The sequence below is a fragment of the Acidovorax sp. T1 genome, from assembly GCF_002176815.1.
In the GTDB taxonomy this organism is placed as follows: domain Bacteria; phylum Pseudomonadota; class Gammaproteobacteria; order Burkholderiales; family Burkholderiaceae_C; genus Acidovorax.
Genome location: NZ_CP021648.1, coordinates 2,941,038 through 2,966,541, shown reverse-complemented (window position 1 = coordinate 2,966,541; position 25,504 = coordinate 2,941,038). Strand labels below are relative to the sequence as shown.

Below are 25,504 nucleotides of genomic sequence, written 5' to 3'. Positions count from 1 at the left end.
GCACGGCCTGCGCACCCATGCACTGCGCGGATGGGGCTCCATCGTTCTTCGCCTTCATCTGGCGCTGCCCGTGCCGAACGCGGGTGCGCGGTGGCCGGGTGCGTGGGCGCCCAGTCGCACCGGTGTGGCGGCTGGGTGTTTCCAGGGCATTGGAATGCCTCGTGGTGCCCCTGGATGGAGTCGGCTGACAGGATAACCCGATTGCAACGCAAGCTGAACGAATCCTGACAGTAGCAGGGTGCTTTGGCGTCGCCGTCAGGCGAGCAGGTCGCTCAGCGCCCGCGCAATCACCTTGGTGGCGCGGCGCAGGTCTTCTAGCTGAAGCCGCTCGTCGGCGCGCTTGGCGTGCGATTCGAGCACCGTGCGCGGGCCCGCGCCGTAGATCACGCCGGGAATGCCCCGCTCCACATACAGGCGCACGTCGGTGTACAGCGGCGTGCCCACTGCGGGCACCGGCTCGCCAATCACCGTCTGCGCATGTTTCTGGATGGCTTGCACCAGGGGCGCATTGCCCGCCAGCGGGGTCATCGCGTTGGCCAGCAGCAGGCGCTTGATGTCCACGCTGATGCCGGCGCGCTCACCCGCGGCCTGCTCGATCACGCGGCGGATGGTGGCTTCGACCTCCGCCGGGTTTTCCTCGGGGATCATGCGGCGGTCGAGCTTGAACATCACCTTGCCGGGCACGACGTTGGTGTTGGTGCCGCCTTCGATGCGGCCCACATTCAGGTAGGGGTGCTTGATGCCGGTGACCTTGGACGTGACCTTCTTGTATTCATCGTTCTGCGCATACAGCGCATTCAGGATGTGCACCGCGCCCTGCAGGGCATCAACCCCCGTGTGCGGCACGGCGGCGTGCGCCATCTTGCCGTGCACGGTCACCTCCATCTGCAGGCAGCCGTTGTGAGCGGTGACCACTTCGTAGCTGAAACCTGCCGCAATCATCAGGTCAGGCTTGGTGAGGCCTTTTTGCAGCAGCCAGCCGGGGCCCAGTTCGCCACCAAACTCTTCGTCGTAGGTGAAGTGCAATTCCACCGCGCCTTGGGCGGGTTGGGCCACGGCTTCGAGCGCGCGCACGGCAAAGGTGAACGATGCAAAGTCGCTTTTGCTCACGGCAGTGGCGCGGCCATACATGGCGCCATCCACGATCTCGGCGCCGTAGGGGTCGTGCGTCCAGCCTTCGCCGGGCGGCACCACGTCGCCGTGGGCGTTCAGGGCGATGGTTTTGCCGCCGCTGCCCTGCGCACCGTACTGGCGGCGCACGATGAGGTTGGTGATGGATTCCATGCCATAGGCCCGTACATCGGCGGCGGGCACGGCGTGTTTCTCGGCCTCGTAGCCAAAGTCCTTGAGCAGCTCGGCCGTGCGTTCGGCATGGGGTGCGTTGTTGCCGGGCGGCGTGTCGGTAGGTACGCGCACCAGGGCCTGCAGAAAGCGCACTTCTTCGTCAAAGTGCTGGTCGATCCAGGCGTCCAGGGCGGCGTAAGAGGCCGGTGTGGGAGTGGTCATGGGTGGGTTTCCTCGGCAAGCTGGTGCAGCACCTGGGTGAAGGCGTCCACGGCCAGTTGCATGTCGTTGTTGGTGGTGGATTCGAGCGGGTTGTGGCTGATGCCGGAGTTTTCGCCGCGCACAAACAGCATGGCCTGCGGCATGATTTCGTGCAGCTTCATCGCGTCATGCCCCGCGCCACTGGGCATGCGGAACACGGGCACGCCCAGCGCATCCACCGCACGTTCCCAGTGGTGCTGCAGGGCCGGGGCGCTGGGGGCTGCGGCGGCGCGCATGGATTCCTCCAGCGTATAGCGCAGGCCGCGCCGAGCGGCGATCTGGCCCAGCTGGTCCAGCACATCGCGCACCAGCGCGTCACGTTGCGGATCGGTGGGCGCACGCAGATCCAATGAAAAAAGGCAGCGGCCTGGCACCACGTTGATGGAGCCGCCGGGCACGCTGAGCAGGCCTATCGTGCCCACCGAGTCGCCGTCCTGCGCGGCGCGCTGCTCGATGTACAGCGCAAGCTCCGCCACGGCCACGGCCGCATCGCGGCGGCGGTCCATGGGGGTGGTGCCGGCGTGGCTGGCGGTGCCGATCATTTCGCCCACAAAGCGCACGCCGCCGTTGATGGAGGTGACCACGCCCAGGGGCAGGTCCAGCTCGTTGAGCACCGGGCCCTGTTCGATGTGGACCTCGATGAAGCCCAGGTACTGCGCCGGGTCGCGCTGCAGTTGGGCGATGTTGTCAATGCGCAGGCCCGCATGCTGCATGGCCTCGCGCATGGTTACACCGTCTGCGTCCTTCTGGTCCAGCCAGGCCGGGTTGAAGTGCCCGATGAGCGCGCCCGAGCCCAGGAAGGTGGCCTTGTAGCGCTGGCCTTCCTCTTCGGCAAAGGCCACCACCTCGATGCCAAACGGCAGGCGCCGGCCCGCGCGGTGCAGCTCACGCACGCAGGCCATGGGCACGAAGATGCCCAGGCGGCCGTCGTATTTGCCGCCATTGCGCACGGTGTCGTAGTGCGAGCCCGTCATGAGGTACTTCGCACCGGGTGTTGCGGCGCGATACCGCCCTACCACGTTGCCCACGGCGTCCACTTCCACCTCATCAAAGCCGCAGTCGCGCATCCAGTGGCTGATGCGCTGGGCACAGGCGCGGTGTGCATCGGTGAGGTAGGTGACGGTGAGCTGGCCCTTTTCGGCAAAGCCGGGGTCGGAGTGTGCGGCCAGCTTTTCATGCCAGTCCCACACGTCGTTGCCCAGCAGGGGCTGGGCACCGAACTTGTCGTTCAGGCGAATCTCGGCGATGCGGTGGATGTTGCGCAAGGCCTCGGCGCGCTCGAAGTCCGTATGGTTGTCGAGCCGCCGCGCAAAGGTGTCGATGATCTGTTGCCGGGTCAGCCCCGTGCCGCGCGGCCCGCGCACGGCCAGGATGAAGGGGAAGCCAAAGCGCGCGTTGTAGTCGGCATTGAGCTGCTGGATGCGCGCAAATTCTTCGGGCGTGCATTGGGTGAGGCCCGCCTTGGATTGTTCGTTGGTCGATTCAGCAGTGAGGTTTTGCGCCACCATGGCCTTGCCGGCCAGCTCGGGGTGGGCGCGGATCAGGCCCAGCTGCGCCTCGGCGCTGGCCGTGCGCACGGCATGGGCCATGGCGTGCTTGAGGTGCGCCAGTGAGCGAAAGGGCCGCTGCGCCAGGGCGTGCTCGGCAATCCAGGGCGAATGTTCGTACACGCCGTCGAGCCATAGCAGGGCATCGGCAGCGCTGGCGGTGTTGAGTTGTTCCAGGGTCAGGCTCATGCTGTTTGCTTCAATAAAGTGAGCTACTCGCGCTTACGGAATAAGCGCTAGAGGCCTATTTGACTCAAAAAATCGGCGCGGGAAACCGCTGCGCCCAGTGGCGCGCGATGTCGATGCGGCGTGCCACCCACACCTTGTCGTGCTGCCCGATGTGGTCCAGAAAGCGCTGCAGCGCCGTGATGCGCCCCGGGCGGCCCAGCAGGCGGCAGTGCATGCCAATGCTCATCATCTTGGGGGCGTTGTCGCCGTCGGGCGCTCCTTCAGCGTACAGCGCATCAAACGTGTCCTTCATGTACTGAAAGAACGGGTCGGCGTGCGAGTAGCCCTGGGGCAGCGCAAAGCGCATGTCGTTGCAGTCGAGTGTGTACGGCACGATGAGCTGGGGCACGGCGGTGCCGTCGGTGCGCTGCACCTTCATCCAGAAGGGCAGGTCGTCGCCGTAGTAGTCGCTGTCGTATGCAAAGCCACCAAAGTCGGCCGCCAGGCGGCGGGTGTTGGGGCTGTCGCGGCCGGTGTACCAGCCCAGGGGCCTTTCTCCGGTCATGCGCTCGATGATGGCCATGGCCTCGGCCATGTGCGCGCGCTCCACCGCTTCGGGGATGTGCTGGTAGTGAATCCACTTGAGGCCATGGCAGGCGATCTCGTGGCCCAGTTCCACAAAGGCTGCTGTGAGTTCGGGGTGGCGCTGCAGGGCTGTGGACACGCCAAACACCGTGAGCGGGAGTTTGCGCTTTTCAAACTCGCGCAGGATGCGCCATACGCCCGCGCGCGAGCCGTATTCGTAGATGCCTTCCATGCTGATGTGCCGCTCGGGGTAGCTGGCGGGGTTGAACATTTCCGACAGAAACTGCTCGCTGCCCGCGTCGCCATGCAGCACGGCGTTCTCGCCGCCTTCTTCGTAGTTGAGTACGAATTGCACGGCAATGCGGGCGCCGCCCGGCCACTGCGGGTGCGGCGGGTTCTGTCCGTAGCCGATGAGGTCGCGGGGGTAGGGCAGGGTGGAGTCGTAGATCATGGATGGCGGCAAACGGCAGGGGATTAATGCGTCAAGGGCCGCGTCGCTAACAGGTTGCGAGCGGGGCGCTGGTGGGCACGGCGTCAGCAAGCAAATGACAGGCCAGCCCGGTGGTGGGGTGCGGGCGCTGGGGGGCTCCGGCAGGCACCAAGGCCTTGGCGAGGGCGCTGGCAGGCGACAAAAACATGGACGCGATGATAGGTTGAACGGTGCGCAGTGCATACACTTTGGGCACCACTCGGCCCGCTTTTGCGGCCATCCACCTTCAGGAGATTTCCCCATGGGCTTGAGCACCCACGTTCTGGACACCATGCATGGCTGCCCCGCGGCCGGCATGGTGGTGTCGCTGTTTTCCACCCAGGGTGACGAGGCCACGCTGCTCCAGCGTCTGGTGCTCAACCACGACGGCCGCACCGATGCGCCCCTGTTTGACAACGCCAGCTTGCGCAAGGGCACCTACCGCCTCATGTTCGATGTGGCGGCCTATTTCAAGGCGCGGGGGGTGGTTTTGCCAGAGCCTAATTTTCTGGACCGGGTGAGCCTGGATTTCGGCATTGCCCATGCCGATCAGCACTACCACGTGCCCCTGCTGGTGAGCCCGTGGAGCTATTCCACCTACCGGGGGTCGTGAGGGTGCTCCTGAAACAGGAGCTGCTTGCGCTTTGTCTGCGCGGGGTTGGGGCAAAAAATGCGTAAACCCCAAGCGGCTCAAGCGCTGGCCGCTCTTTTTTGGTGAGTGCCGCTTGTCAGAGCTGGCCTTCGGTCAGCGTGTCGAGCTGGAAATGCCCGCTCTTGTCCCACAGCCAGGTATCGGTGTAGGTGACGCGGCCCAGGCGGGCGGGCACCGGGAACGGTGCGGCGGCGCGCACGGTGCGCTCGATCTCGGCAATCACTTCGGGCGCATGGTGTGGTGCGCGCATCCAGTGCAACTTGGTGATGCGGCCGCCGCGGTCGATGTCCACTTCCAGCACGCCAATGGCGTACAGCATGGGCGGCAGCTTGCCCTTGAATACACGCTGGTTGTTCTGGTTGTAGAGGTGGGTAGCCGCGTCGCGGCGATAGGCCCGCGCAGTGCTGGCCGCCGAGGGGCCGGACGCCACCGATTTGCCCAGTGAATGCCCGGCGGCATCGTCGCTGGGCGAGCGGCTTTCGGGCGGCGGGGGCACGTTTTCGGGGGCGGACTTGCAGGCGGCCACGATGGCGCCCACGGCAGCCATGAGCCCGGCCAGCAGCCAGTGGCGGCCAGTTCGGGAAGAGCGTTGGGGCGAAGTGGGTGGCATGGTGTTGTCGCTATGCTGGTGGGCACGATCCATGCGGGCAGTGCATGGCGTGCGATGAACGTATTGAAAGGTTGCCGTGGCGGATCTGTTGTTACTGCTGGAGGGACTGCGGGCCGCCCCGGCTTGCCTGGTGACCGTGGAGTCTACCCAAGGCTCTGTTCCGCGGGAAGCGGGCGCCTGGATGGCTGTGTTCGCTGACAGCCTGGTGGGCACCATCGGCGGCGGGCATATCGAGCACCAGGCCATTGCCGAGGCCCGGCGCCGGTTGCGCGGCGCAGAAGGTGCCGCGCAGCTGCGTTACGCGCTCGGTCCGGCACTGGGCCAGTGCTGCGGGGGTGTGATGCACCTGGGCTTCGCGGTGGTGGGAACGCAACATGTGGCGGATTTGAAACAGCGCCTCGCGCCGGCGCGCCACCCGGTGGCCTTGTTCGGCGGCGGGCATGTCGGCCATGCGCTGGCGCGCGTGCTGGCGCCCCTGCCGTTTGCGCTGACCTGGATTGACAGCCGCGATGGGGTCTTTCCACCGCATCCGCCAGGCGACGTGGCATGCGAACACTCCGACCCGGTGCACAGCGCGGTGCCAGGGCTGGCGCCCGGCAGCCGGGTGCTCATCATGAGTTTCAGCCATGCCGAAGACCTGGATGTGGTGGCCGCGTGCCTCCAGCGCCAGCGCGCGCAGGGCGACCTGTCCTTCATCGGGTTGATCGGCAGCCAGACCAAATGGGCCACCTTTGCCAACCGGCTGCATGGGCGGGGTTTCGCGCCGCACGAGCTGGCGCAGGTGACCTGCCCCATCGGGGTGCCGGGCATACGCGGCAAGGAGCCCGAGGTGATTGCGGTGGCGGTGGCCGCGCAGCTGCTGCAGACCGTGCAGAATGCTCGCGCGCCCCGGCCTATGCAGGCGTCGGATCAGGCCGTGGATGTTCGCACGAAGTAGTCGCCGCAGCCGGTGCCAACGGGTGGGGTGGCAACGGGAACAATTCCTGCATACACTTTTTGCCGAACCGTGAGGGTTCTGGGTCGCAGCGGTGCCCCGGCAGATTTCTGCCACGGTGCGCGGCCTCTTTGTCTGCTCAGAGCGCCCGCAGTGGTGAGCAGGTTTGCTGTTGCAGCGCATGCGCGCTGCCAAGGTTGAGATATGGAAAGCTATTTTCTCGACTGGGCCAACCTGCTGTTGCGCTGGGTCCATGTCATCACCGCGATTGCCTGGATTGGCTCGTCGTTCTATTTCGTTTTTCTGGACAGCAGCCTCACGCCGCCGGAGGATGAGGATCTGAAAAAGCAGGGCGTGAGCGGCGAGCTGTGGGCCGTGCATGGCGGCGGGTTCTACCACCCTGTCAAGTTTGCCGTCTCTCCGCCGCAGCTGCCCAAACACCTGCACTGGTTTTACTGGGAAAGCTACAGCACCTGGCTCAGCGGCTTTGCGCTGTTCACGGTGTCGTACCTGTGGAGCGCCAGCACCTATCTGATTGACAAGTCGCGCATGGACTGGGCGCCCGCCGAGGCCATTGCGGTGGCGCTGGCGTTTCTGGTGGTTTTCTGGCTGCTGTACGACGGGGTCTGCCGCTTTTTTGGCCATAAAAAGCACGGCGACGCCATCGTGGGCGCTTTGGTGCTGGTGCTGGTGTGTTTAGCAGCCTGGCTGGCCTGCCACTGGTTTGCCGGGCGCGCCGCCTTTTTGCTGGTGGGTGCGATGATGGCCACGGCCATGAGCGCCAATGTGTTTTTCTGGATCATCCCGGGCCAGCGCACCGTGGTGGCGCAGATCAAGGCCGGCCAGCCGGTGGACCCGGTGCACGGCAAGCGCGGCAAGCAGCGCAGCGTGCACAACACCTATTTCACGCTGCCGGTGCTGTTTGCCATGCTCAGCGGGCATTACAGCTTCACCTGGGGCCACCCGCAGAACTGGCTGGTGCTGATCGTGATGATGCTGGCAGGGGCCGCCATCCGCCAGTTCTTCGTGCTGCGCCATGGCTACAAGCTGGGGCGCAATAGCCATCCGCTGCCCTACGCCATGGTGGGGGTGGCGCTTGTTGTCGCGGTGGTGATTGGGCTGCGGCCGACGTCAGTTGCTATTAATAATGTAGCTGTTGGCGCAAGTACAGAAAGCGCTACAGGTAAAAATGACTACAAATCCGTGCAGGCGGTGCTGGCCCAGCGCTGCATCCAGTGCCATGGCGCGCAGGTGCAGATGAAGAACCTGCGGCTCGACTTGGCCGACAGCGTCAGGCAGCACGCCCAAGCCATCTACCAGCAGGCCGTGGTGCAAAAGCTCATGCCCATGAACAACGCCACGCAGATGACCGACGCGGAGCGGGCGCTGATCGGCCGCTGGTACCTGGCCGGGGGCGCCACACAATGACCCGGCGGTGTTCAGGTGTGCGCGCTGTCCTGCAAGCCCAGGCCGGCCAGATACACGTCCAGCGCCGCGCTACCGTTGGCCAGCAGATCAAAGGCCTCGGGGTGGAGCAACCATTGGTGCACCAGCCCTTCGACCAGCACCTGCAAACCCCGCGCCGCGCAGTCCAGCGCCACCGGCGGGGGCTGGTTGCGGGCCGCGAAGGCCCGCTCCAGCGCGACATGGTTGCGCGCCAGGCAGCCGTCGTGCACGCTCAGGTGGCGTTCCAGCACGGCGCCCATGTCGGCGGTGTATTCGACCTGGTGGGTGGCGATTTGCAGCACGCGGCGCGTTTGCGCGTCGGTGGCGATCAGGCGCAACGCCTCCAGCATGGCATGACGGATCTCGGCCACCGGGTCGGCCGCCTGCGCTGCATACGCCGCCACCAGCGTCTGCTCCAGCGGCAGGGTTACACGCTCCATCATGGCGTTGAACAGGTCGGCCTTGTCCTTGAAATGCCAATAGATCGCCCCCCGCGTGGTGCCCGCGGCCACTGCAATGTCATTGAGGGACGTGTGCGAAACGCCGCGCGATTGAAACAATTGTTCCGCAGCATCCAGAAGGTTGTTGCGCGTGGTCTGTGCGTCTGCCTTGGTGCGTCGGGCCATGGAATACCTCACTTATTGGCGGTGTTTTTCCGTCACTATACATACATTCTTGAATGTATGTATGTTTTAATGCAGCACTTCGTTACCGTGCCGTGGGCCTGCGCGCAGCGCGTCGCGTCACACTAAACTGGCCCAATTTGCGGCGCGCCGCGATCCATTCATTACTCCAAGGAACACCATGTCTGCCTTGCGCCATGTCAAGACTGTCCCCGTTGTTGCCTCTGCCTCGTCCCCCGCGCTGGTGCGCCTGGGCGTTGCGGCGGGTAGCCTGTCCGTTGTATTGCTGTTGGCGGCCTGTGGCAAGTCCGATGCGCCAGCGGCAGGGACCGGTGGTGGCATGCCGCCCCCCGAGGTGGGGGTGGTGGTGGCAACGCCAGGCGATGTGGGCTTGATCACCGAGTTGCCCGGGCGCCTGGAGGCCTCGCGCGTGGCGCAGGTGCGGGCCCGTGCCGCAGGCATTTTGCAAAAGCGGCTGTTCCGCGAAGGCAGTGACGTGAAGGCCGGCCAGCCGCTGTTTGCCATTGATTCCGCGCCCTATGCGGCGGCGTTGCAAAGTGCCGAAGCCACGCTGGCGCGGGCCCAGGCCAACCTGACCCAGGCTGCCGCGCTCGCCGCGCGCTACAAGCCCCTGGTGGCCGCCAACGCAGTCAGCCAGCAGGAATACGCCAACGCCGTGGCGGCGCAAAAGCAGGCCGAGGCCGATGTGGCCGCAGGCAGGGCCGCTGTGCAGACCGCCCGCATCAACCTGGGCTACGCCAGCGTCACCGCTCCCATATCGGGCCGCATTGGCCGCGCCCTGGTCACCGAAGGCGCACTGGTGGGGCAGGGAGAGGCCACGCAACTGGCAGTAGTCCAGCAGATCGATCCGGTGTATGTCAACTTCACCCAGTCCGCCGGCGAGGTGATGAAGTTGCGCAGGGCCCTGGCCGATGGTCAGCTGCAGCGGGCGGCAGGCAGCGAAGCCGCCAGCGTGCGCGTGGTGCTGGAGGACGGCAGCGAATACGCCCGTGCGGGCAAGCTGCTGTTTTCCGACCTGACGGTGGATGCCACCACGGGCCAGATCACGCTGCGCGCCGAGGTGCCCAACCCCAAGGGCGACTTGCTGCCGGGCCTGTATGTGCGCGTGCGGCTGGAGCAGGCCCAGGTGGCCAACGCCATCTCGCTGCCGCAGCAGGCGGTCACGCGCACCCAGCAGGGCGACAAGATCACGGTGGTGGGCGCCGACGGCAAGCTCAGCCAGCGCACAGTGAAGGTGGGTGCCGCCCGCAACAACCAGTGGGTGGTGCTGGAAGGCCTGAAAGAAGGCGAGCAGGTCATGGTTGATGGCTTCCAGAAACTACAGATGATGCCGCCCGGCACGCCGGTGAAGGCGGTGCCATGGCAGGCCCCGGGCAGTGCCGCAGCATCGGCTGCTAACCCGCCTGCAGCTGCATCGGGTGCTGCGCCAGCGGCCAGTGCCCCTGCTGCAGCCGCCAGCGCCGGCCAGAAATAAGGAGCCAGCCCCATGGCCAAATTCTTTATCGAGCGCCCCATCTTCGCGTGGGTGGTCGCCCTGTTCATCATGGTGCTCGGCGCGGTGTCGATCACCCAGCTGCCGATCTCGCAGTACCCCACCGTAGCGCCGCCGACCATCGTGGTCACCGTCGCCTATCCGGGTGCTTCGGCGCAGACCCTCGAAGACAGTGTGCTGGCCGTGATCGAGCGCGAAATGAACGGCGCGCCCGGCCTTGCCTATATGGAGGCGGTGAGCCAGGCCAATGGCACGGGCACCCTCACGCTGAGCTTCGAGCCGGGCACGAACCCCGATCTGGCCCAGGTCGAGGTGCAAAACCGCCTGTCGCGTGCTACACCACGTCTGCCGGCGGTGGTCAACCAGCAGGGCGTGCGCGTGGAGAAGTCGCAATCGAACTTCCTGCTGTTCACCATGCTGTCGTCGTCCGATCCCAAGTTCGATGTCAATTCGCTGAGCGACTATGCCGCTCGCAACGTGGTGCCCGAACTGCAGCGCCTGCCAGGCATCGGCCAGGTGCGGTTGTTCGGTGCCGAGCGCGCCATGCGCGTGTGGGTGGACCCGGCCAAGCTGCAGGGCTTCAACCTGTCGGCGGCCGACGTCGCCAGCGCCATCCAGGCGCAGAACGCGCAGGTGTCGGCCGGCAGCCTGGGCGAGTTGCCCAACCTGAGCGGCCAGAGCATCTCGGCCACCGTGGTGGTGCCGGGGCAGATCAGCTCGACCAAGGAATTTGGCGACATCGTGCTGCGCGCCAACGCTGATGGTTCCGCGGTGCGCCTCAAGGATGTGGCGCGCATCGAACTGGGCGCCCAGTCGTATGCCACCAGTGCGCGTCTGAACGGCAAGCCGGCCACCGGCATGGGGGTGCAGTTGTCGCCATCGGGCAATGCGCTGGCCGCAGCCACGGCGGTCAAAACCCGCATGGCCGAGCTGGAAAAATACTTCCCGCCCGGCATGAGCTGGACCATTCCTTACGACAGCTCCGAATTCGTCCAGATTTCCATCAAGCAGGTCGCAGTGACCCTGCTCGAAGCCATTGCGCTGGTGTTTCTGGTGATGTATCTGTTTTTGCAGAACTTCCGCTACACCGTCATCCCGACCATCGTGGTGCCGGTGGCGCTGCTGGGCACCTTTGGCGCGCTGCTGGCAATGGGCTTTTCGATCAACGTGCTGACCATGTTTGGCATGGTGCTGGTGATTGGCATCGTGGTGGACGATGCCATCGTGGTGGTGGAAAACGTCGAGCGCATCATGAACGAGGAAGGATTGAGTCCGCTGGAGGCCACGCGCAAGGCCATGGGCCAGATCTCGGGCGCCATTATCGGCATCACCGTGGTGCTGATCGCGGTGTTCGTGCCGCTGGCCTTTTTTGCCGGCTCGGTGGGCAACATCTACCGCCAGTTCTCGGCGGTGATGGCGGTGTCCATCGCCTTTTCGGCGTTCATGGCGCTGTCGCTCACGCCGGCACTGTGCGCTACCTTGCTCAAGCCGGTCGAGGCCGGGCATGGCCACGCCAAGAAGGGCTTTTTTGGCGGCTTCAATCGCGGCTTCGCCCGTAGCGCCAAGGGCTATGAGGGCTGGGTCGCCAAGCTGCTGCGCCGCAGTGGCCGCATGATGGTCATCTATGTCGCGCTGATCGCCGCCGTGGGCGTGCTGTACATGCGCCTGCCCACCTCTTTCCTGCCCAACGAAGACCAGGGCAACCTGCTGGTCAACATCCAGTTGCCGCCCGGCGCCACGCTGGAGCGCACCCAGGCCGTGGTCGAGAAGGTCGAGGAATTCATGCTGCAGCAGCCTGAAGTCAAGAACATGGTTGCCGTGCTGGGCTTCAGCTTCTCCGGCCAGGGACAGAACGCCGGCCTGTCGTTTGTGACGCTCAAGGACTGGTCCGAGCGCAAGGGCGCCGGGCAAACGGCTGAGGCCATTGTCGGCCGGGCCATGGGTGCGCTGTCGGGTGTGCGCGATGCGTTCATCTTTGCGCTGAGCCCCCCGCCCATTCCCGAGCTGGGGGTCAGCTCCGGCTTCACCTTCCGCCTGCAGGACCGCGGTGGCAATGGCCATGACGCGCTGGTAGCAGCACGCAACCAGATGCTGGGCATGGCTTCGCAAAGCAAGGTGCTGGCCGGCGTGCGACCCGACGGCCTGGAAGACGCGCCGCAACTGCAGGTCGATATCGACCGCGAGAAGGCCAGCGCACAGGGCGTGGGTTTTGCCGCCATCAACAGCACCATTTCTACCGCGCTGGGCTCGGCCTACATCAACGATTTCCCGAACGCCGGACGCATGCAGCGTGTGGTGGTGCAGGCCGAAGCCCAGGCACGCATGCAGCCGGACGACATTCTGAAGCTCACGGCGCTGAACAGCCAGGGCAAGGCCGTGCCGCTGTCGTCGTTTGCCACCACGCGCTGGGTCAGCGGTGCCATGCAGACCGTGCGCTACAACGGCTATTCCGCCATGCGCATCGCCGGCGGTGCGGCGCCTGGCTACAGCACCGGCGACGCCATGGCCGAGATGGAGCGTCTGGCAGCGCAGTTGCCCGCCGGCTTCGGCTTCGAATGGACGGGCCAGTCGCGCGAAGAAAAACTGGCAGGCTCACAGGCGCTGGTGCTGTATGGCTTTGCCATCCTGGCGGTGTTCCTGTGCTTGGCGGCCCTGTATGAAAGCTGGTCGATTCCGCTGTCGGTCATTCTGGTAGTGCCGCTCGGTGTGTTGGGCGTGCTGCTGGGCGTCAGCCTGCGCGGCATGACCAACGACGTGTACTTCCAGGTGGGGCTGATCACCATCATCGGCCTGTCGGCCAAGAACGCCATCCTGATCATCGAGTTTGCCAAGGACCTGCAGGCGCAGGGCAAGGGCATCATCGAATCGGCGCTCGAAGCTGCCCACCTGCGTTTTCGCCCGATCATCATGACCTCGCTGGCCTTCATCCTGGGTGTGGTGCCACTGGCCATTGCGTCGGGCGCCAGCTCGGCGAGCCAGCGTGCCATTGGCACCGGCGTGATCTCGGGCATGGTGGTGGGCACCTTCCTGGCCGTGTTTTTCGTGCCGATCTTCTTCGTGGTGGTGCGCAGCCTGTTCAAGGGCAGCGCGCGCCAGCGGCAATTTGATGCCCAGCATTCGCACCAAGCGGACACAGGGAACACCCATGCTTAATATTTTCATGCCCCGCCGGGCTGCCGGCCCTAGTGAGGCCCGCCTGCCTGCTGCCACGGCGCTTGCCGCGGTGGCGCTGCTGGCCGGTTGCTCCATGATTCCCACCTATGAGCGGCCCGAGGCCCCCGTGGCGGCGCAATGGCCTGCTCTGGGCGGCAGCACAGCCGTCACCGCCACCACGGCGGCAGCCGATCTGCCCTGGCAGGACTTTGTGGGCGATGCGCGCCTGCGCGAGCTGGTGGAGCTGGCGCTGCAAAACAACCGCGACCTGCGCGTGGCGGTGCTCTCCATCGAGCAGGCGAGGGCGCAGTACCAGATCCGCCGCGCCGACCAGTTGCCCACCATCAATGCCGGCGTCACGGGCAACCGCCAGCCCGCCGCCGATGGCAGCGACAGCATCACCAGCGCCTACACCGCAGGTCTCGCGCTGGCGTCCTGGGAAATCGATTTCTTTGGCCGCGTGGCCAGCCTGAAGGAAGCGGCGCTGGCGCAGTTCCTGGCCACGCAGGAGGCGCGCAGCGCGGTGCAGACCAGCCTGGTCGCCTCGGTGGTCAGCACCTGGCTGAGCCTGCAGACCAACGAGGAACTGCTGGCCCTGACGCAGCGCACGCTGGCCACCCGGGACGACTCGCTGCGGCTCAACCGCATGCGCTTTGACCAGGGCGTGACCTCGGCCCTGGACCTGCGCCAGGCCGAATCCCTGACGGCGGCCGCGCGTTCCACCCTGGCCCAGCAGCAACGCCTGCGCGCGCTCGATGTGAACGCGCTCACGCTGCTGGTGGGGCAACCCCTGCCCGAGCGGCTGCTGCCCAGTGTCCAGGCCGATGGCGGCGCAGTGGCCCTGCGCGATGTGCCCGAAGGCATGCCGTCCGATCTGCTGGAGCGCCGCCCCGACATCCGCCAGGCCGAGCAACAGCTGATCGCGGCCAACGCCAATATTGGTGCGGCGCGGGCAGCGTTCTTCCCGCGCATTGCCCTCACGGCCAGCGCTGGCACCGCCAGCAATGCGTTGTCGGGCCTGTTCAAGAGCGGTTCGTGGGGCTGGACGCTGGCGCCCCAGGCCGTGCTGCCCATTTTTGATGCCGGGCGCAACCAGGCCGGGCTCGACTCGGCCCGTGCCGGGCGCGAGATTGCGGTGGCCCAGTACGACAAGGCCATTCAAAGCGCGTTCCGCGAGGTGGCCGATGCCCTGGCCGGCCGCGCCACGCTGGGCGAGCAGGTGCTGGCCCAGCAGGCTCAGGCCAACGCTGAGGCCGACCGCTTCCGCCTGGCCGATCTGCGCTACCGCAACGGCGTGGCCAGCTACCTCGATGTGCTCGACGCCCAGCGCGCCCTGTTTGCCACCCAGCAGGCGCTGGCCCAGTCGCAGCTGGCGCAGCGGCAGAACCAGGTGGCGCTATACAAGGCGCTCGGTGGCGGCTGGCGCGATGCGGCCGACAGCGCCGCCCCCGCAGCCACGCAGAACTGAGGGCTGCTTGCCCGGCTTTGTGCCGGGCCATGCAGCTTGAATCCTTGGCGTAAAGCGCCGAGGTTCCCGGGCGATGGGCCTGCGCCACGCCGCATGCGGCTGTATCGGGCGGCGGCGACAATGCTCGCCATGCAAACCCCTTCTGACGTTCCGGGCGCGCGCCTGCCGGACTTTCGCACCCAGCCGCGCGCATTTCTGCAAGCGCTTTTCGATGCCGCCGTGCGCAGCGCCCAGCCGCTGCAAGGCATGCGCGCCTGGCTGCCCGAGCCGCCGCGTGGGCGCACCCTGGTGCTGGGCGCGGGCAAGGCGGGGGGCTCCATGGCCCAGGCGCTGGAGGCCCTGTGGCCTGCCGACGCGCCGCTGTCGGGCCTGGTGGTCACGCGCTATGGTCATGTGCCGCCCCGGCCAGAGGGCCTGGCGCAGCGTATCGACGTGGTCGAGGCAGCGCACCCCGTGCCCGACGCGGCAGGCATGGCGGCGGCCGAGCGCATGCTGGCGCTCACTGCGGGGCTGACGGCCGACGACCTGGTGCTGTGCCTGGTGTCGGGCGGCGGCTCGTCTTTGCTGACGCTGCCGGCCGAGGGCCTGGCGCTGGTAGACAAGCAACGCATCAACCGCGCCCTGCTCGAAAGCGGGGCCAGCATTGGCGAGATGAATTGCGTGCGCAAGCACCTCTCGCGCATCAAGGGCGGGCGCCTGGCCGCGGCCTGTGCACCGGCGCGCGTGGTCACGCTCACCATCAGCGATGTGCCGGGCGATGACCCCTCGGTCATTGCCAGCGGCCCCACCGTGCCCGACACCACCACCTGCGCCGACGCGCTGGAAATTTTGGCGCGTTACTGCATCGACGTGCCGCAGCCCGTGCGCCAGGCCTTGCAAAACGGCACGCTGGAGACCCCCAAACCGACAGATGGCGTCTTTACCGGGCATTCCGTGCACCTGGTGGCCACGCCCTGGCAGGCGCTGGAGGCGGCTGCGGCCGTGGCGCGCAGGGCGGGGCTGGCGGCCTACATTTTGTCGGACGAGGTGGAAGGCGAGTCCCGCGAGGTGGGGCGGGTGCACGCGGCATTGGCGCGCAGCGTGGCGCTGCGTGGCCAGCCGTTCGAGCGGCCTTGCGTGATTTTGAGCGGCGGCGAAACCACGGTCACGGTGCGCCCGCGCCGCGCGGGCGCAGCCCCCGGCCGCGGCGGGCGTGCCGGCGAGTTCTGCCTGGGCCTGGCACAGGCGCTGCAGGGCATGGCTGGCGTGTGGGCGCTGGCGGCCGACACCGATGGCATCGATGGCATCGAAGACAACGCGGGCGCGCTGGTCACGCCCGACACGCTGGCCCGTGCCGCAGCGGCGCCATTGCGCGTAGCCGACCACCTGGATCGCCACGATGCCTATGGCTACTTCGAGGCGCTCGGTGATCTGGTCGTCACCGGGCCCACGCATACCAATGTGAATGACTTCAGGGTGCTACTTGTTTTATAGCTGCTAGCGCTTATCCAATAAGCGCTTGAAGCACTTTTTGCTTCAATTCATGGGGGTGGCCACCAGCGTCGTGGCATGAAAAAAGGCACGGCAGATGGCTCTGCCGTGCCTTTTTTGCCTGAGCCCGGGGGCGCGGCGATCAGAAGCGGTGGCGAATGCCCGCGCCGAAGCTGTTGCCGTTGGTCTGGCTGGTGATCTTGTCGTTCATGTACATGGCGTACACATCGGTGCGTTTGGACAGGTTGTAGTCGTAGCCCAGCGTGAAGGTCTTGCGGCTCACGTCGGGGGTGGACCACTCGGTCTTCACCCACTCGGCGAGCAGCTTGCCATTGCCCAGCGGGGCCGAGGCGCCGACCTGCACCGTCTTGCCCTTGGTGGAGGCGGTGTCATCGATTTTCTTTTCGCCATAGCTCAGGTAGGGCTTGACCATGCCGAAGTCGTAGGCGCCCAGCAGCATCCAGTATTTGTGGTTGTTGGGCAGCAGCGTGTTCACAGGGTTGCCGATGTCGGCGTTTTCATAGAAGCCGGTCAGGGTCAGCGGGCCGCCAAAATAGAAGAAGTTGACGCCCACGTTGTTCTTGCCGGTTTCGCCCGCCTGTTCACCAAACTGGTATTGCAGGTTGGCCTTGAAGCCGCCGATGTCGGGCGTGGAATACACGATCTGGTTGCTCCAGCCCGTGTCGGCGGGCGTCATGGAACGCCAGCCCGTGCCGTTGAACAACGGCACATCCTTGTGCAGGATCAGCGGAGAGAAGGTGAACGAGTCACCCAGCGGGTTGCCCACCACCGAAGGCAGAAAGTTGGGCGCCATCCAGCGGCCCAGCAGCACCGAGCCAAAACCGCCCGACAGGCTGACGTTGGCATCGCGCGAGAAGAAGGTGTCGTTGACAAAGCGCCCTTGCGTGCCGGCGTCCACCTTGATGAACGAGGTCAGGTTGAAGTGGGCCTTCAGGCCGCCGCCCAGGTCTTCGGTGCCCTTGAAGCCAAACCACGAGGTGGTCAGACCACCGCTATCGACCACGGACTTGCTCTTGGCATCGCCAGCCATCTTCATGGAGCCGGCAAACACGTCCATCAGGCCGGTGAGCTGAACGGAGCTTTGGGCATGGGCCCCGGCGGCACACAGCAGTGCGGCGCTCAGGGCGATCAGGTTTTTTTTCATTGAAACTCCTGCAGGGGGTTGAAAACGCCGGTTATCCCGGCCTGAAAGGGCATGACACCGTCATGACAGTGCATCGCGCACTCGATGATCGTGTCCCCAACAACTTGTTGCAAGTTCCATGCCTCATGCGGGGGCGGATGTTGTTTTTCGTGCTGTTTGACCGGGCGCAGAGGGCAGGCGCGGCCCCTGCCAGGGTCCGGCTTCCTTTTGATCTTCCTCAAAACGCACCGCGCTATCGCACGGCAAAGTGGGCTGCATGCTGCCATCCACATTCTTTTCCCTCCCCGCCCAGATCGAAGTGCTAGCTGCCGGCGAAGTGCTGCGCAGGCGCAATCAGGACCTGACTTCGGTGCTGCACCTCGAAAGCGGGCGGGTGCTGCGCGGCATTTACGAAGAAGGGCGCATGCGCCACCAGCTGGGCGTGGTGGAAGGGCCCTTCTGGCTGGATGCGGCTTCTGCGTTGCTCGAAATGCCTTTTCCGGTAGACATGGTGACGGAGACGCGGGTGCAGGTGCGTCGCCTGCCGATTGAGGAATTCCGGCGCGGCTGCGCGTCGCTGCCTGCCGTGGCGCAGGGTATTTTGCGGGACATGGCCACCGGATACCGGCAGCAGTCCGAGCTGGCGGTGAGCCGGCTCGCGCAGGACGCAGAGGCGCGGTGCGCCCAGTGGTTGCTCAACCACGCGCAGCCCGACCACAGCGGCGCCATGAGCGTGACACTGCACCAGCGCAAGCGCCTCATTGCGGCGCAACTGGGCATTGCCCCCGAAACCTTTTCGCGTGTGCTGCGCCACCTGCGCGAGCACGGCCTGATTGCCGGCACCGGCAACGTGCTCAATCTTCCGCAGCCGCACGCGCTGCAGTCTGTGGCGGGTTGCTGAAGCTGCCGGGCGACCCTTTGACTCAGGGTTATTCCTTGGGCTGAAGCGAGGGTTCCACCCAAGCGTCTGGGGCGGGGGGCTGCGTATATTTGCCTGAGAACTCTTTGGCAAACCCGGCTCTCATGTTGCCCCCTGAACTTCTTGCTGTGTTGAGCCTGTCGCGCGCGGGGTGCCCATGACCCCGTTGGCGCATGCACAGGCGCAGACGGAGTCGCCCACCTGGTGGCCGCCCGGATCGTTGGTGCTGCGCCTGATGCTCGTGGCCATGCTGGCCGTGGCTGTGTCGGGGGTGTTGTCGGCGTGGCTGGCTTCGCGTGCCGCGGAGCGCGAGGCCATCCGCCGCGTGGTGGGCCAGCAGAACGAAGAGGTCGAGGTGATGGCCCGGCTGCTGGCCAGCAAGATCGAGCAAAGCCAGAAAGTGCTGCGCACCGTGGCCGAGGGCATCACGCCGGAAGTGCTCAATTCGCCATCGTCGCTCGAATCGCTGTTGCGGCAGGGCCTGCCGGCCGTGCAGTTTTTTGATTCGATGCAGGTGGCCCGCCAGGATGGCGAGCTGCGCGTCAACCTGCATTCCGGGCGGCTGGAAGATGCGGCCAACCTGGACCCTGTCGAGCGCGATGCCCTGCGGCGCACGCTCAGTGGCGGCAAGCCCCTGGTGTCCGAGCTGGTGGGCGGGCGCACCGCCGCGGCGCGGGTCATGTTCACCATGCCGCTGCGCCGAGAGGATGGCCCGGTTCTGGGGGTGGTGGCCGGGGTGCTCAAGCTGCATTCGCAAGGATTGCTGCCGCCGTCCATGACGCTCCCGGCGCGGGACGATTCGCGCCTGATCGTCTTCACCCGCGACGGCACCATCCTGTCGCATCCCGATCCCCTGCGCCTGCTGGGCAACGTGCGCGACGAAGCCGGGCTGGGGCCGGTCTATGCCCAATGGCTGCAACAGGCGCAGCCCGTGGTCGGGCGTGGCACCACCGTGGTGCAGCCGGCGCACATCGTGAGCATGGCCGGAATGCCGCTGCCGCAGTGGCTGGTGGCCCGAGTGAGTGATTTTCGCGCCATGATGGCGCCCCTGGAAGGTGCGCAGCGCAAGGCCTGGTGGCTTGCCGCCGCGGTGATGGCAGCCAGCATGGCCTTGCTGGCGGCGTTCATGGCGTGGATGGCGCAGCCTCTGGCACGGCTGTGCCACAGCGCGCTGCAACTGGCGCACGGGGAGCGTAGCGGAGCCATCCAGTGGCCCCGCGCCAGCGGCGAGGTGGGGGCGTTGGTCAAGGTGTTTGAGGGGCAGATGCAGCAAAGCGCCCAGCAGCGCCAGCAGCGGGCACAACTGGAAGGGCAGTTTCAGGCCATCCTCGACAACGCCTCCGTGGGTATCGTGATCACCCGCCGGGGCATTCTCGAAGTGGTGGGGCGGCAGGCCTGCCAGATGCTTGGCTACTGCGACGAGGAACTGCACGGCCGCCCGGCGCGCACCCTTTATGCGACGGACGCCGACTACGCTCGGTTGGGCGAGCGCGTGCAGGCCGCATTCCGGGCCCATGGCGCGTTTGACGGGGATGTGTGCTTCATGCGCAAGGATGGCAGCCCCGTCTGGGCGCGGGTGCAGGGGCGAGGGGTGCAGGCGGACGACATGGTGGGCGGCACGGTCTGGATTCTGGAGGACATGACCGCCGCACGCGAGGCGCAGCAGCAGCAGGACTGGGCCTCCATCCATGACCCGCTCACGCAGCTGCGCAACCGCGACGCGTTTGTCCAGCGCATGGGCGTGTTGCTGGCCGAGCGGGCTGCGCGGGCGCGCATGCCGGACATGGCGGCCGCACAAGCCGAGGCACAGGCCGAGGGCGACGGAGTGATGCTGTTCCTCGACCTGGACCATTTCACCGTGGTCAACGATGTTGCCGGCCATGATGCTGGCGACGATGTGCTGCGCCATGTGGCGCGACTGCTGGAGTCGCAGGTGCGTCAGATCGGCTGGGCGGCGCGGCTGGGCGGCGACGAGTTTGCCGTGGTGCTGCCAGGCTGCTCGCCTACGCGGGGGCAGGCGGTGGCCGAGCAACTGCGCGCCGCCGTGCAGGCCTGGGAGCCGTCGTACCAGGGCCGCAGCTTCACGCTGGGCGTGAGCATTGGTCTGGTGGTGCTGGATGCCAGCCTGCAGGATGTGCCGTCGGTGCTGTATGCGGCCGATATGGCGTGCTACGACGCCAAGCGAGCGGGGCGCAACCGGGTGGAGATGCGCCATGCCAGCCAGGCGGCGGCTTCGGGGCGTATGCCGCTGGGGCCGGGGGAGGGGGATTAGCCTTCTTGCTTTTTGGGTTGATTTTTTGATATGGAACGTTTTTGCCTGATTGGCTACATACCTCAGACCAACCCCCGTTCGCCCTGAGCTTGTCGAAGGGCTGTTTGCAAGGAGTGCCCAGGCTTCGACAAGCTCAGCCCGAACGGTTGATAGAAGGCATCTGAGACATGTAGCTAATCAGGCGTTTTTGGGCTTTTGCGCTTATGTAGAATGCGCTGGTAGCTATTGTTTTGATAGTTCGTGGCGTGCCTTTGCTCAGGGCGGAGGCCGGGTCTCGCCCCGGCGGGCGAGGTACTTTTCTTTGCTTCGCCAAAGAAACGTACCCAAAAGAAAGGCGACCCACAGTCTGCGGCCCCTTCGGGGCAACCTGCGGCGGTGCGCTTGCGGGGTGCGCCGTGGAACTCGCTTTGCGCTGCGCGCGCCGCTCAGACAACCACGGCGAGCTAGATGACGAGGCATGCGCGCTGCGACGCGCATGCTCACCCCGCAACCGCACCGCCGCAGGCGCAGCCAGATGGGGGGAGCCACCGAACATCCAAACAACCCCACGGGCCATCGCTGCGCTCGGCCCCGTCTCGCGGGCGCAAGTGCCACGCGCTGCGCAACCTGGGCCGAGCGCAGCGATGGCCCGTGTGGCTGTTGGCTCCCCACCCCTTCTGGATGCGCCTGGGGCGCGCAGGGCGCGGGGTGGCGGGTGTGCCGCAGGACACACCCGCTTCGTGATCTGACTCGCCGTGGTTGTCTGAACGGAGCGCCGCAGGCGCGCAGTGAGTTCCACGGCGCACCCCGCGCACGAGCACCCCAGGTTGCCCGCAGCGAAGCGGAGGGTCGCAGACAGCAGGGTCGCCTTTTCTTTGCTTACTTTCTTTTGGCGAAGCAAAAGAAAGTGAGGCGCCCGCCGGGGCGCAACCCGGCCCCCATCCTTAGCAAGAACCCGGAAAAACTATCAAAACAATAGCGAAAAACGCTTGATACACAAGCGCCACAACCAGAAAACACTCAATCCATCACCCGCCCCAACGCCCGCAGCACATGCTCCGCCGTCGCCGGCGCCATCAACACCACCGGCGCCGCAGCATTAACGCCACCACGCCCAGCCGCCACCGCATTGCGCAGCGCCTCATACACACTGATCGCCAACATGAACGGCGGCTCGCCCACCGCCTTGCTGCCGCCCACGTTGTCCTCGCGGTTGGCTTCAGGCCACAGGTCCACCTTGAAGTGCGCCGGAATATCGCCCGTCGCCGGAATCTTGTAAGTGCTGGGCGCATGGGTGGCCAGGGTGCCCTTGTCGTTCCACACCAGCTGCTCGGTCGTCAGCCAGCCCATGCCCTGCACAAAGCCGCCTTCGATCTGGCCGATGTCGATGGCCGGGTTGATGCTGTGGCCCACGTCGTGCAGGATGTCCACCTTCAGCACACGGCTCTCGCCGGTGAGGGTGTCAATCACCACTTCGGTGCAGGCCGCGCCGTAGCTGAAGTAGTAGAACGGCCGCCCGGTCAGCGTGGTCTTGTCGTAGTGGATCTTGGGCGTGCGGTAAAAACCGTCGCTCCACAGCTGGATGCGGTTGGCATAGGCGGCCTGCACTACCTCCTCAAAACTGCGCACCGTCTTGGGCGAGATCACCTGGCCGCCCGCAAACCGGATCGCGCCTGCGCCGCAACCATCGAGCCCGCACACGAACGCGGCCAGGTTGTCGCGCACATGGCGGGCCGCAAACTGCGCGGCGCGGCCGTTCAGGTCGGTGCCGCTGCTGGCGGCGGTGGCGCTGGCGTTGGGCACCTTGCTGGTGTCGCTGGCTGTTACCAGCACGCGGTGCAGCGGCACGCCCAGCTCGTCGGCCACGATCTGCGCCACCTTGGTGTGCAGGCCCTGGCCCATTTCGGTGCCGCCGTGGTTCACCTGCACGCTGCCGTCGGTGTACACATGCACCAGCGCACCCGCCTGATTGAACAGCGTGGCCGTGAAGCTGATGCCGAACTTGACGGGCGTGATGGCCAGGCCGCGCTTGAGCACCGGGCTTTGCGCGTTCCAGGCCGTAATGTCGGCCTGGCGCTGGCGGTAGCCCGAGGTTTGCTCCAGCGTGGGCAGCAGCTCGTGCAGGATGTTGTCTTCCACCGCCATCTGGTAGTGGGTGACGTGGCGGCCGCTGTTCGCGTCCTTGCCGTACAGGTTGGCCAGGCGCACGTCCTGCGCATCGCGCCCCAGGGCGCGCGCAATGTCGCCCAAAATGGCTTCGATCACGATCACGCCCTGCGGGCCGCCAAAGCCGCGGAAGGCGGTGTGGCTCTGGGTGTTGGTCTTGCAGCGGTACGAGGCAATCTCGACATCGCTCAGGTAATACGCGTTGTCGGCATGGAACACCGCCCGGTCGGCCACGGGGCCCGACAGGTCGGCGCTGAAGCCGCAGTTGGCGGCCATTTGCAGCTTCAGGCCCGTGATGCGGCCGGTGTCGTCAAAGCCCACGTCGTACTCGTACGCAAAAGGGTGGCGCTTGCCGGTGACCATGAAGTCTTCGTCCCGGTCCAGCCGCAGCTTGATGGGGCGGCCCAGCTTGTTGGCGGCCACGGCGGCCCACACGGCCAGGTGGCCGGCCTGAGTCTCCTTGCCGCCAAAGCCGCCACCCATGCGGCGGCATTCCACGCGCACCGCATGGTTGTCGATGCCCAAAGCGTGTGCCACCCAGTGCTGCACCTCGCCGGGATGCTGCGTACTCGAATGGATCGACCACTGGTTTTGCTCCAGCGGCAGGGCGTAGGCGATCTGGCCCTCCAGGTAGAAATGCTCCTGCCCGCCGACTTCAAACGCACCGCACAGGCGGTGCGCCGATTGCGCGAGGCCGGTGGCCGCATCGCCCCGGCGCACAAACACCGGGGGCAGCACATAGCTTTGTGCCTTCAGCGCGTCGTGCACCGTCAGCACGGCGGGCAGGGGCGTGATGTCGAGCTTCACAGCGCGCACCGCGCGGCGCGCCTGCATGACCGAGTCGGCCACCACCAGGCCGATCACCTGGCCGACAAACTGCACGTTGTCCAGCGCAAACACCGGCTCGTCGTGCGCGAACGCGGCCAGGATCTTGTCGCCGGGCACGTCGCTGGCCAGCACCACGCCACGCACGCCGGGCAGTGCCAGTGCGGCCGTGGCGTCCACCCCGTTCAGCGTGCCGTGGGCCACGGTCGAGAGGATGGGCGCCGCATACAGCGTGCCCTTCACCTCCGGCAGGTCGTCGATGTAGTGCGCAGCACCCGCCACCTGGGCGCGGGCGCTTTCGTGGATGTGGGGCTGTCCCATCGCGGCGCGGGTGGGCGCGGGCAGGGCGGTTTCGGCGATGGTGTGGGGGGCGTTCATACGGCGGCCTCCAGCGTCAAGGTGTCCAGGCTGACCGAGGGCTGGCCCTGGCTCTCCAGCCAGTAGCGTTGCAGCAGGCTGCCCAGCACCTGGCGGCGGTAGGCGCCGCTGGCACGCATGTCCGAGATGGGGCTGAACTCGGCCTGCAGCACGGTGGCGGCGCGTTGCGCGGTGGCTTCGGTCCACGGTTGGCCTGTCAGCGCAGCCTCGGTCTGCCGCGCGCGGGCCGGGGTGGCGGCCACGCCGCCCGCGCCAATGCTGGCGCGCTGCACGGTGCCGTTGGCGATGTCCAGGTTCAGCACCAGGCACACGGCGGAGATGTCGTCGTCAAAGCGCTTGGAGATCTTGTACGCGGCAAGCCTTTCGGTCTGCGCAGGCCGGGGCACCACGATGCGCACCAGCAGCTCGTCGGCCTCCATCACGTTCTGGCGGTAGCCGGTGTAAAGGTCTTTCAGCGGCAGCTGGCGCTCGCCCCTGGCCTGGCTGGCCAGCACCACCTGGGCGCGCAGCGCAATCAGCAGCGGCATGGAGTCGCCAATGGGCGAACCGTTGGCCACATTGCCGCCCAGCGTGCCCGCGTTGCGCACCGGCAGCCCGGCAAACCGCGCGGCAAAACGGTGCAGCTGCGGCCACTGCGCGGTGAGGGCTGCAAACGCGTCGGTCAGCGTGACGGCGGCGCCGATGTGAATCGCGTCGGCGTGTTGCACCACCTGCCGCAGTTCGGCCGCGCGGGTCACGTCCAGTACTTGCGCGTATTGCTTGTGCAGCTTGGTCACCCACAGCCCCACATCGGTGCAGCCGGCCACCACCTGGGCGTCGGGGTGCGCCGCACGGGCCGCGAGCAGGGTGGGAAGCGTGGTGGGGGAAATATAGGAAAAATCGGCCTCTGGCGCTTGTTGGGTGTGCGCTAGTAGCTCTAATTTTTGTAGCAAATCGGCTTCGTTGACGCGCATGGCTGGCAGCGATGTCATCTGCTGGGCGGCATCGAGGATGGGGCGGTAGCCGGTGCAGCGGCACAGGTTGCCCGAGAGTTCTTCCTGCGCCAGTTCGCGGGTGATGGGTTCACCATGGCAGATATGGTTTTGGTACATGCCGAACAGGCTCATCACAAAGCCGGGGGTGCAGAAGCCGCACTGGGAGCCATGGCACTGGACCATGGCTTCTTGAGCGGGATGCAGTGTGGGTGACTGGCGCGGCGCTGATGTGGCGTCGCCCACCGGCTGGATCAACGGGTCTTCCGCCAGGTCTTCCACCGTCCACAGCGCCATGCCGTCGATCGAATGCGCCAGGCGGATGCAGCTGTTCACGGCGCTGTAATGCAGCTGGCCATCGCGCGCCTCGCCCAGCACCACGGTGCAGGCGCCGCAGTCGCCCTCGCCGCAGCCCTCCTTGGTGCCGGTGCAGCCCAGGTCCTCGCGCAGCACCTGCAGCAGCGTGCGGTCGGGTGGTACATTGCGCAGCGCCACCGGCTGGCCTCGGCGCAGAAATTGCAAGGGTCGGGTTGTCATATGAAAAGTGCCACGTCGATGCGCGGAGATCGTAAACAGGTTGTCGGGGTGCAGCGCACCGGGCAAGGGCGCCAGCGCAAGCTTATGCCGACCGGGCAAGCACCGCAATTTCCACGCCAGATGCAGGCCA

Annotated in this window: 17 protein-coding genes; 9 read left to right on the top strand and 8 right to left on the bottom strand. The window is 66.3% G+C overall.

Translation table 11 applies throughout. From position 1 onward, the window contains the following. Window positions 1-255 precede the first annotated feature (255 nt). The 3 genes from CCX87_RS13855 to puuE all read right to left on the bottom strand — a co-directional run bounded on the left by CCX87_RS13855 (window position 256) and on the right by puuE (window position 4,296). Window positions 256-1,506, bottom strand: coding sequence for a M20 family metallopeptidase (locus CCX87_RS13855; protein WP_087747170.1), 1,251 nt, complete (start codon window positions 1,504-1,506; stop codon window positions 256-258). Beyond that, complete coding sequence (uraD, locus tag CCX87_RS13850; protein WP_087747167.1) at window positions 1,503-3,281, bottom strand: 2-oxo-4-hydroxy-4-carboxy-5-ureidoimidazoline decarboxylase; 1,779 nt, start codon at window positions 3,279-3,281, stop codon at window positions 1,503-1,505. Before uraD ends, CCX87_RS13855 begins: the two co-directional genes overlap by 4 nt. A gap of 64 nt (window positions 3,282-3,345) precedes the next feature. Further along, window positions 3,346-4,296 (bottom strand): allantoinase PuuE, encoded by a 951-nt coding sequence (gene puuE, locus CCX87_RS13845; RefSeq protein ID WP_086911576.1) that lies wholly within the window; start codon window positions 4,294-4,296, stop codon window positions 3,346-3,348. A gap of 280 nt (window positions 4,297-4,576) precedes the next feature. On the opposite strand from puuE, the gene uraH reads away from it, so the two are divergent. Continuing rightward, complete coding sequence (gene uraH / locus CCX87_RS13835; protein WP_086911577.1) at window positions 4,577-4,927, top strand: hydroxyisourate hydrolase; 351 nt, start codon at window positions 4,577-4,579, stop codon at window positions 4,925-4,927. A gap of 115 nt (window positions 4,928-5,042) precedes the next feature. Here uraH and CCX87_RS13830 read toward each other — a convergent pair whose 3' ends face one another. Beyond that, window positions 5,043-5,513 (bottom strand): hypothetical protein, encoded by a 471-nt coding sequence (locus CCX87_RS13830; protein WP_087748348.1) that lies wholly within the window; start codon window positions 5,511-5,513, stop codon window positions 5,043-5,045. Window positions 5,514-5,652: 139 nt separating this feature from the next. Between CCX87_RS13830 and xdhC the strand changes: the two genes are divergently transcribed. Next, window positions 5,653-6,513 (top strand): xanthine dehydrogenase accessory protein XdhC, encoded by an 861-nt coding sequence (gene xdhC, locus CCX87_RS13825; RefSeq protein ID WP_087747160.1) that lies wholly within the window; start codon window positions 5,653-5,655, stop codon window positions 6,511-6,513. A 201-nt stretch (window positions 6,514-6,714) separates the two neighbouring features. Beyond that, window positions 6,715-7,938, top strand: coding sequence for a urate hydroxylase PuuD (locus CCX87_RS13820; RefSeq protein WP_087747158.1), 1,224 nt, complete (start codon window positions 6,715-6,717; stop codon window positions 7,936-7,938). Window positions 7,939-7,949: 11 nt separating this feature from the next. On the opposite strand, the gene CCX87_RS13815 is transcribed toward CCX87_RS13820, so the two are convergent. Further along, window positions 7,950-8,582, bottom strand: coding sequence for a TetR family transcriptional regulator (locus CCX87_RS13815; RefSeq protein WP_087747156.1), 633 nt, complete (start codon window positions 8,580-8,582; stop codon window positions 7,950-7,952). Between the two features lie 178 nt (window positions 8,583-8,760). On the opposite strand from CCX87_RS13815, the gene CCX87_RS13810 reads away from it, so the two are divergent. From CCX87_RS13810 to CCX87_RS13795, 4 genes are all read left to right on the top strand, one after another. Beyond that, a complete protein-coding gene (locus CCX87_RS13810) occupies window positions 8,761-10,074 on the top strand; it encodes an efflux RND transporter periplasmic adaptor subunit (RefSeq protein ID WP_087747154.1) in 1,314 nt (437 codons plus the stop codon). 12 nt (window positions 10,075-10,086) lie between these two features. Next, window positions 10,087-13,245, top strand: coding sequence for an efflux RND transporter permease subunit (locus tag CCX87_RS13805; protein ID WP_087747152.1), 3,159 nt, complete (start codon window positions 10,087-10,089; stop codon window positions 13,243-13,245). Continuing rightward, window positions 13,238-14,713, top strand: a complete 1,476-nt coding sequence (locus tag CCX87_RS13800) for an efflux transporter outer membrane subunit (protein WP_369825258.1) — start codon at window positions 13,238-13,240, stop codon at window positions 14,711-14,713. The genes CCX87_RS13805 and CCX87_RS13800 overlap by 8 nt, the downstream gene beginning before the upstream one ends. A 120-nt stretch (window positions 14,714-14,833) precedes the next feature. After that, window positions 14,834-16,186, top strand: coding sequence for a glycerate kinase type-2 family protein (locus CCX87_RS13795; protein ID WP_369825257.1), 1,353 nt, complete (start codon window positions 14,834-14,836; stop codon window positions 16,184-16,186). A 139-nt stretch (window positions 16,187-16,325) separates the two neighbouring features. Here CCX87_RS13795 and CCX87_RS13790 read toward each other — a convergent pair whose 3' ends face one another. Beyond that, a complete protein-coding gene (locus CCX87_RS13790) occupies window positions 16,326-17,348 on the bottom strand; it encodes a porin (protein ID WP_087747149.1) in 1,023 nt (340 codons plus the stop codon). A 256-nt stretch (window positions 17,349-17,604) separates the two neighbouring features. Here CCX87_RS13790 and CCX87_RS13780 point away from each other — a divergent pair, with 256 nt between their 5' ends. Both CCX87_RS13780 and CCX87_RS13775 read left to right on the top strand, forming a co-directional pair. After that, complete coding sequence (locus CCX87_RS13780) at window positions 17,605-18,228, top strand: Crp/Fnr family transcriptional regulator (RefSeq protein ID WP_087747145.1); 624 nt, start codon at window positions 17,605-17,607, stop codon at window positions 18,226-18,228. Window positions 18,229-18,403: 175 nt separating this feature from the next. After that, window positions 18,404-20,518: a sensor domain-containing diguanylate cyclase gene (locus tag CCX87_RS13775; RefSeq protein ID WP_087747143.1), complete on the top strand. Its 2,115-nt coding sequence runs from the start codon at window positions 18,404-18,406 to the stop codon at window positions 20,516-20,518. A 999-nt stretch (window positions 20,519-21,517) separates the two neighbouring features. Here the strand turns inward: CCX87_RS13775 and xdhB are convergent. After that, window positions 21,518-23,866, bottom strand: coding sequence for a xanthine dehydrogenase molybdopterin binding subunit (gene xdhB, locus CCX87_RS13765; RefSeq protein ID WP_232476405.1), 2,349 nt, complete (start codon window positions 23,864-23,866; stop codon window positions 21,518-21,520). After that, window positions 23,863-25,374, bottom strand: a complete 1,512-nt coding sequence (xdhA, locus tag CCX87_RS13760) for a xanthine dehydrogenase small subunit (protein ID WP_087747139.1) — start codon at window positions 25,372-25,374, stop codon at window positions 23,863-23,865. The genes xdhB and xdhA overlap by 4 nt, the downstream gene beginning before the upstream one ends. Window positions 25,375-25,504 lie beyond the last annotated feature (130 nt).

Coding starts and splice junctions, on each gene's coding strand:
- CCX87_RS13855 (WP_087747170.1), bottom strand. CDS start 1,506: ATGACCACTCCCACACCGGCCTCTTACGCCGCCCTGGACGCCTGGATC.
- uraD (WP_087747167.1), bottom strand. CDS start 3,281: ATGAGCCTGACCCTGGAACAACTCAACACCGCCAGCGCTGCCGATGCC.
- puuE (WP_086911576.1), bottom strand. CDS start 4,296: ATGATCTACGACTCCACCCTGCCCTACCCCCGCGACCTCATCGGCTAC.
- uraH (WP_086911577.1), top strand. CDS start 4,577: ATGGGCTTGAGCACCCACGTTCTGGACACCATGCATGGCTGCCCCGCG.
- CCX87_RS13830 (WP_087748348.1), bottom strand. CDS start 5,513: ATGGCTGCCGTGGGCGCCATCGTGGCCGCCTGCAAGTCCGCCCCCGAA.
- CCX87_RS13820 (WP_087747158.1), top strand. CDS start 6,715: ATGGAAAGCTATTTTCTCGACTGGGCCAACCTGCTGTTGCGCTGGGTC.
- CCX87_RS13815 (WP_087747156.1), bottom strand. CDS start 8,582: ATGGCCCGACGCACCAAGGCAGACGCACAGACCACGCGCAACAACCTT.
- CCX87_RS13810 (WP_087747154.1), top strand. CDS start 8,761: ATGTCTGCCTTGCGCCATGTCAAGACTGTCCCCGTTGTTGCCTCTGCC.
- CCX87_RS13805 (WP_087747152.1), top strand. CDS start 10,087: ATGGCCAAATTCTTTATCGAGCGCCCCATCTTCGCGTGGGTGGTCGCC.
- CCX87_RS13800 (WP_369825258.1), top strand. CDS start 13,238: ATGCTTAATATTTTCATGCCCCGCCGGGCTGCCGGCCCTAGTGAGGCC.
- CCX87_RS13795 (WP_369825257.1), top strand. CDS start 14,834: ATGCTCGCCATGCAAACCCCTTCTGACGTTCCGGGCGCGCGCCTGCCG.
- CCX87_RS13790 (WP_087747149.1), bottom strand. CDS start 17,348: ATGAAAAAAAACCTGATCGCCCTGAGCGCCGCACTGCTGTGTGCCGCC.
- CCX87_RS13780 (WP_087747145.1), top strand. CDS start 17,605: ATGCTGCCATCCACATTCTTTTCCCTCCCCGCCCAGATCGAAGTGCTA.
- CCX87_RS13775 (WP_087747143.1), top strand. CDS start 18,404: ATGACCCCGTTGGCGCATGCACAGGCGCAGACGGAGTCGCCCACCTGG.
- xdhB (WP_232476405.1), bottom strand. CDS start 23,866: ATGAACGCCCCCCACACCATCGCCGAAACCGCCCTGCCCGCGCCCACC.
- xdhA (WP_087747139.1), bottom strand. CDS start 25,374: ATGACAACCCGACCCTTGCAATTTCTGCGCCGAGGCCAGCCGGTGGCG.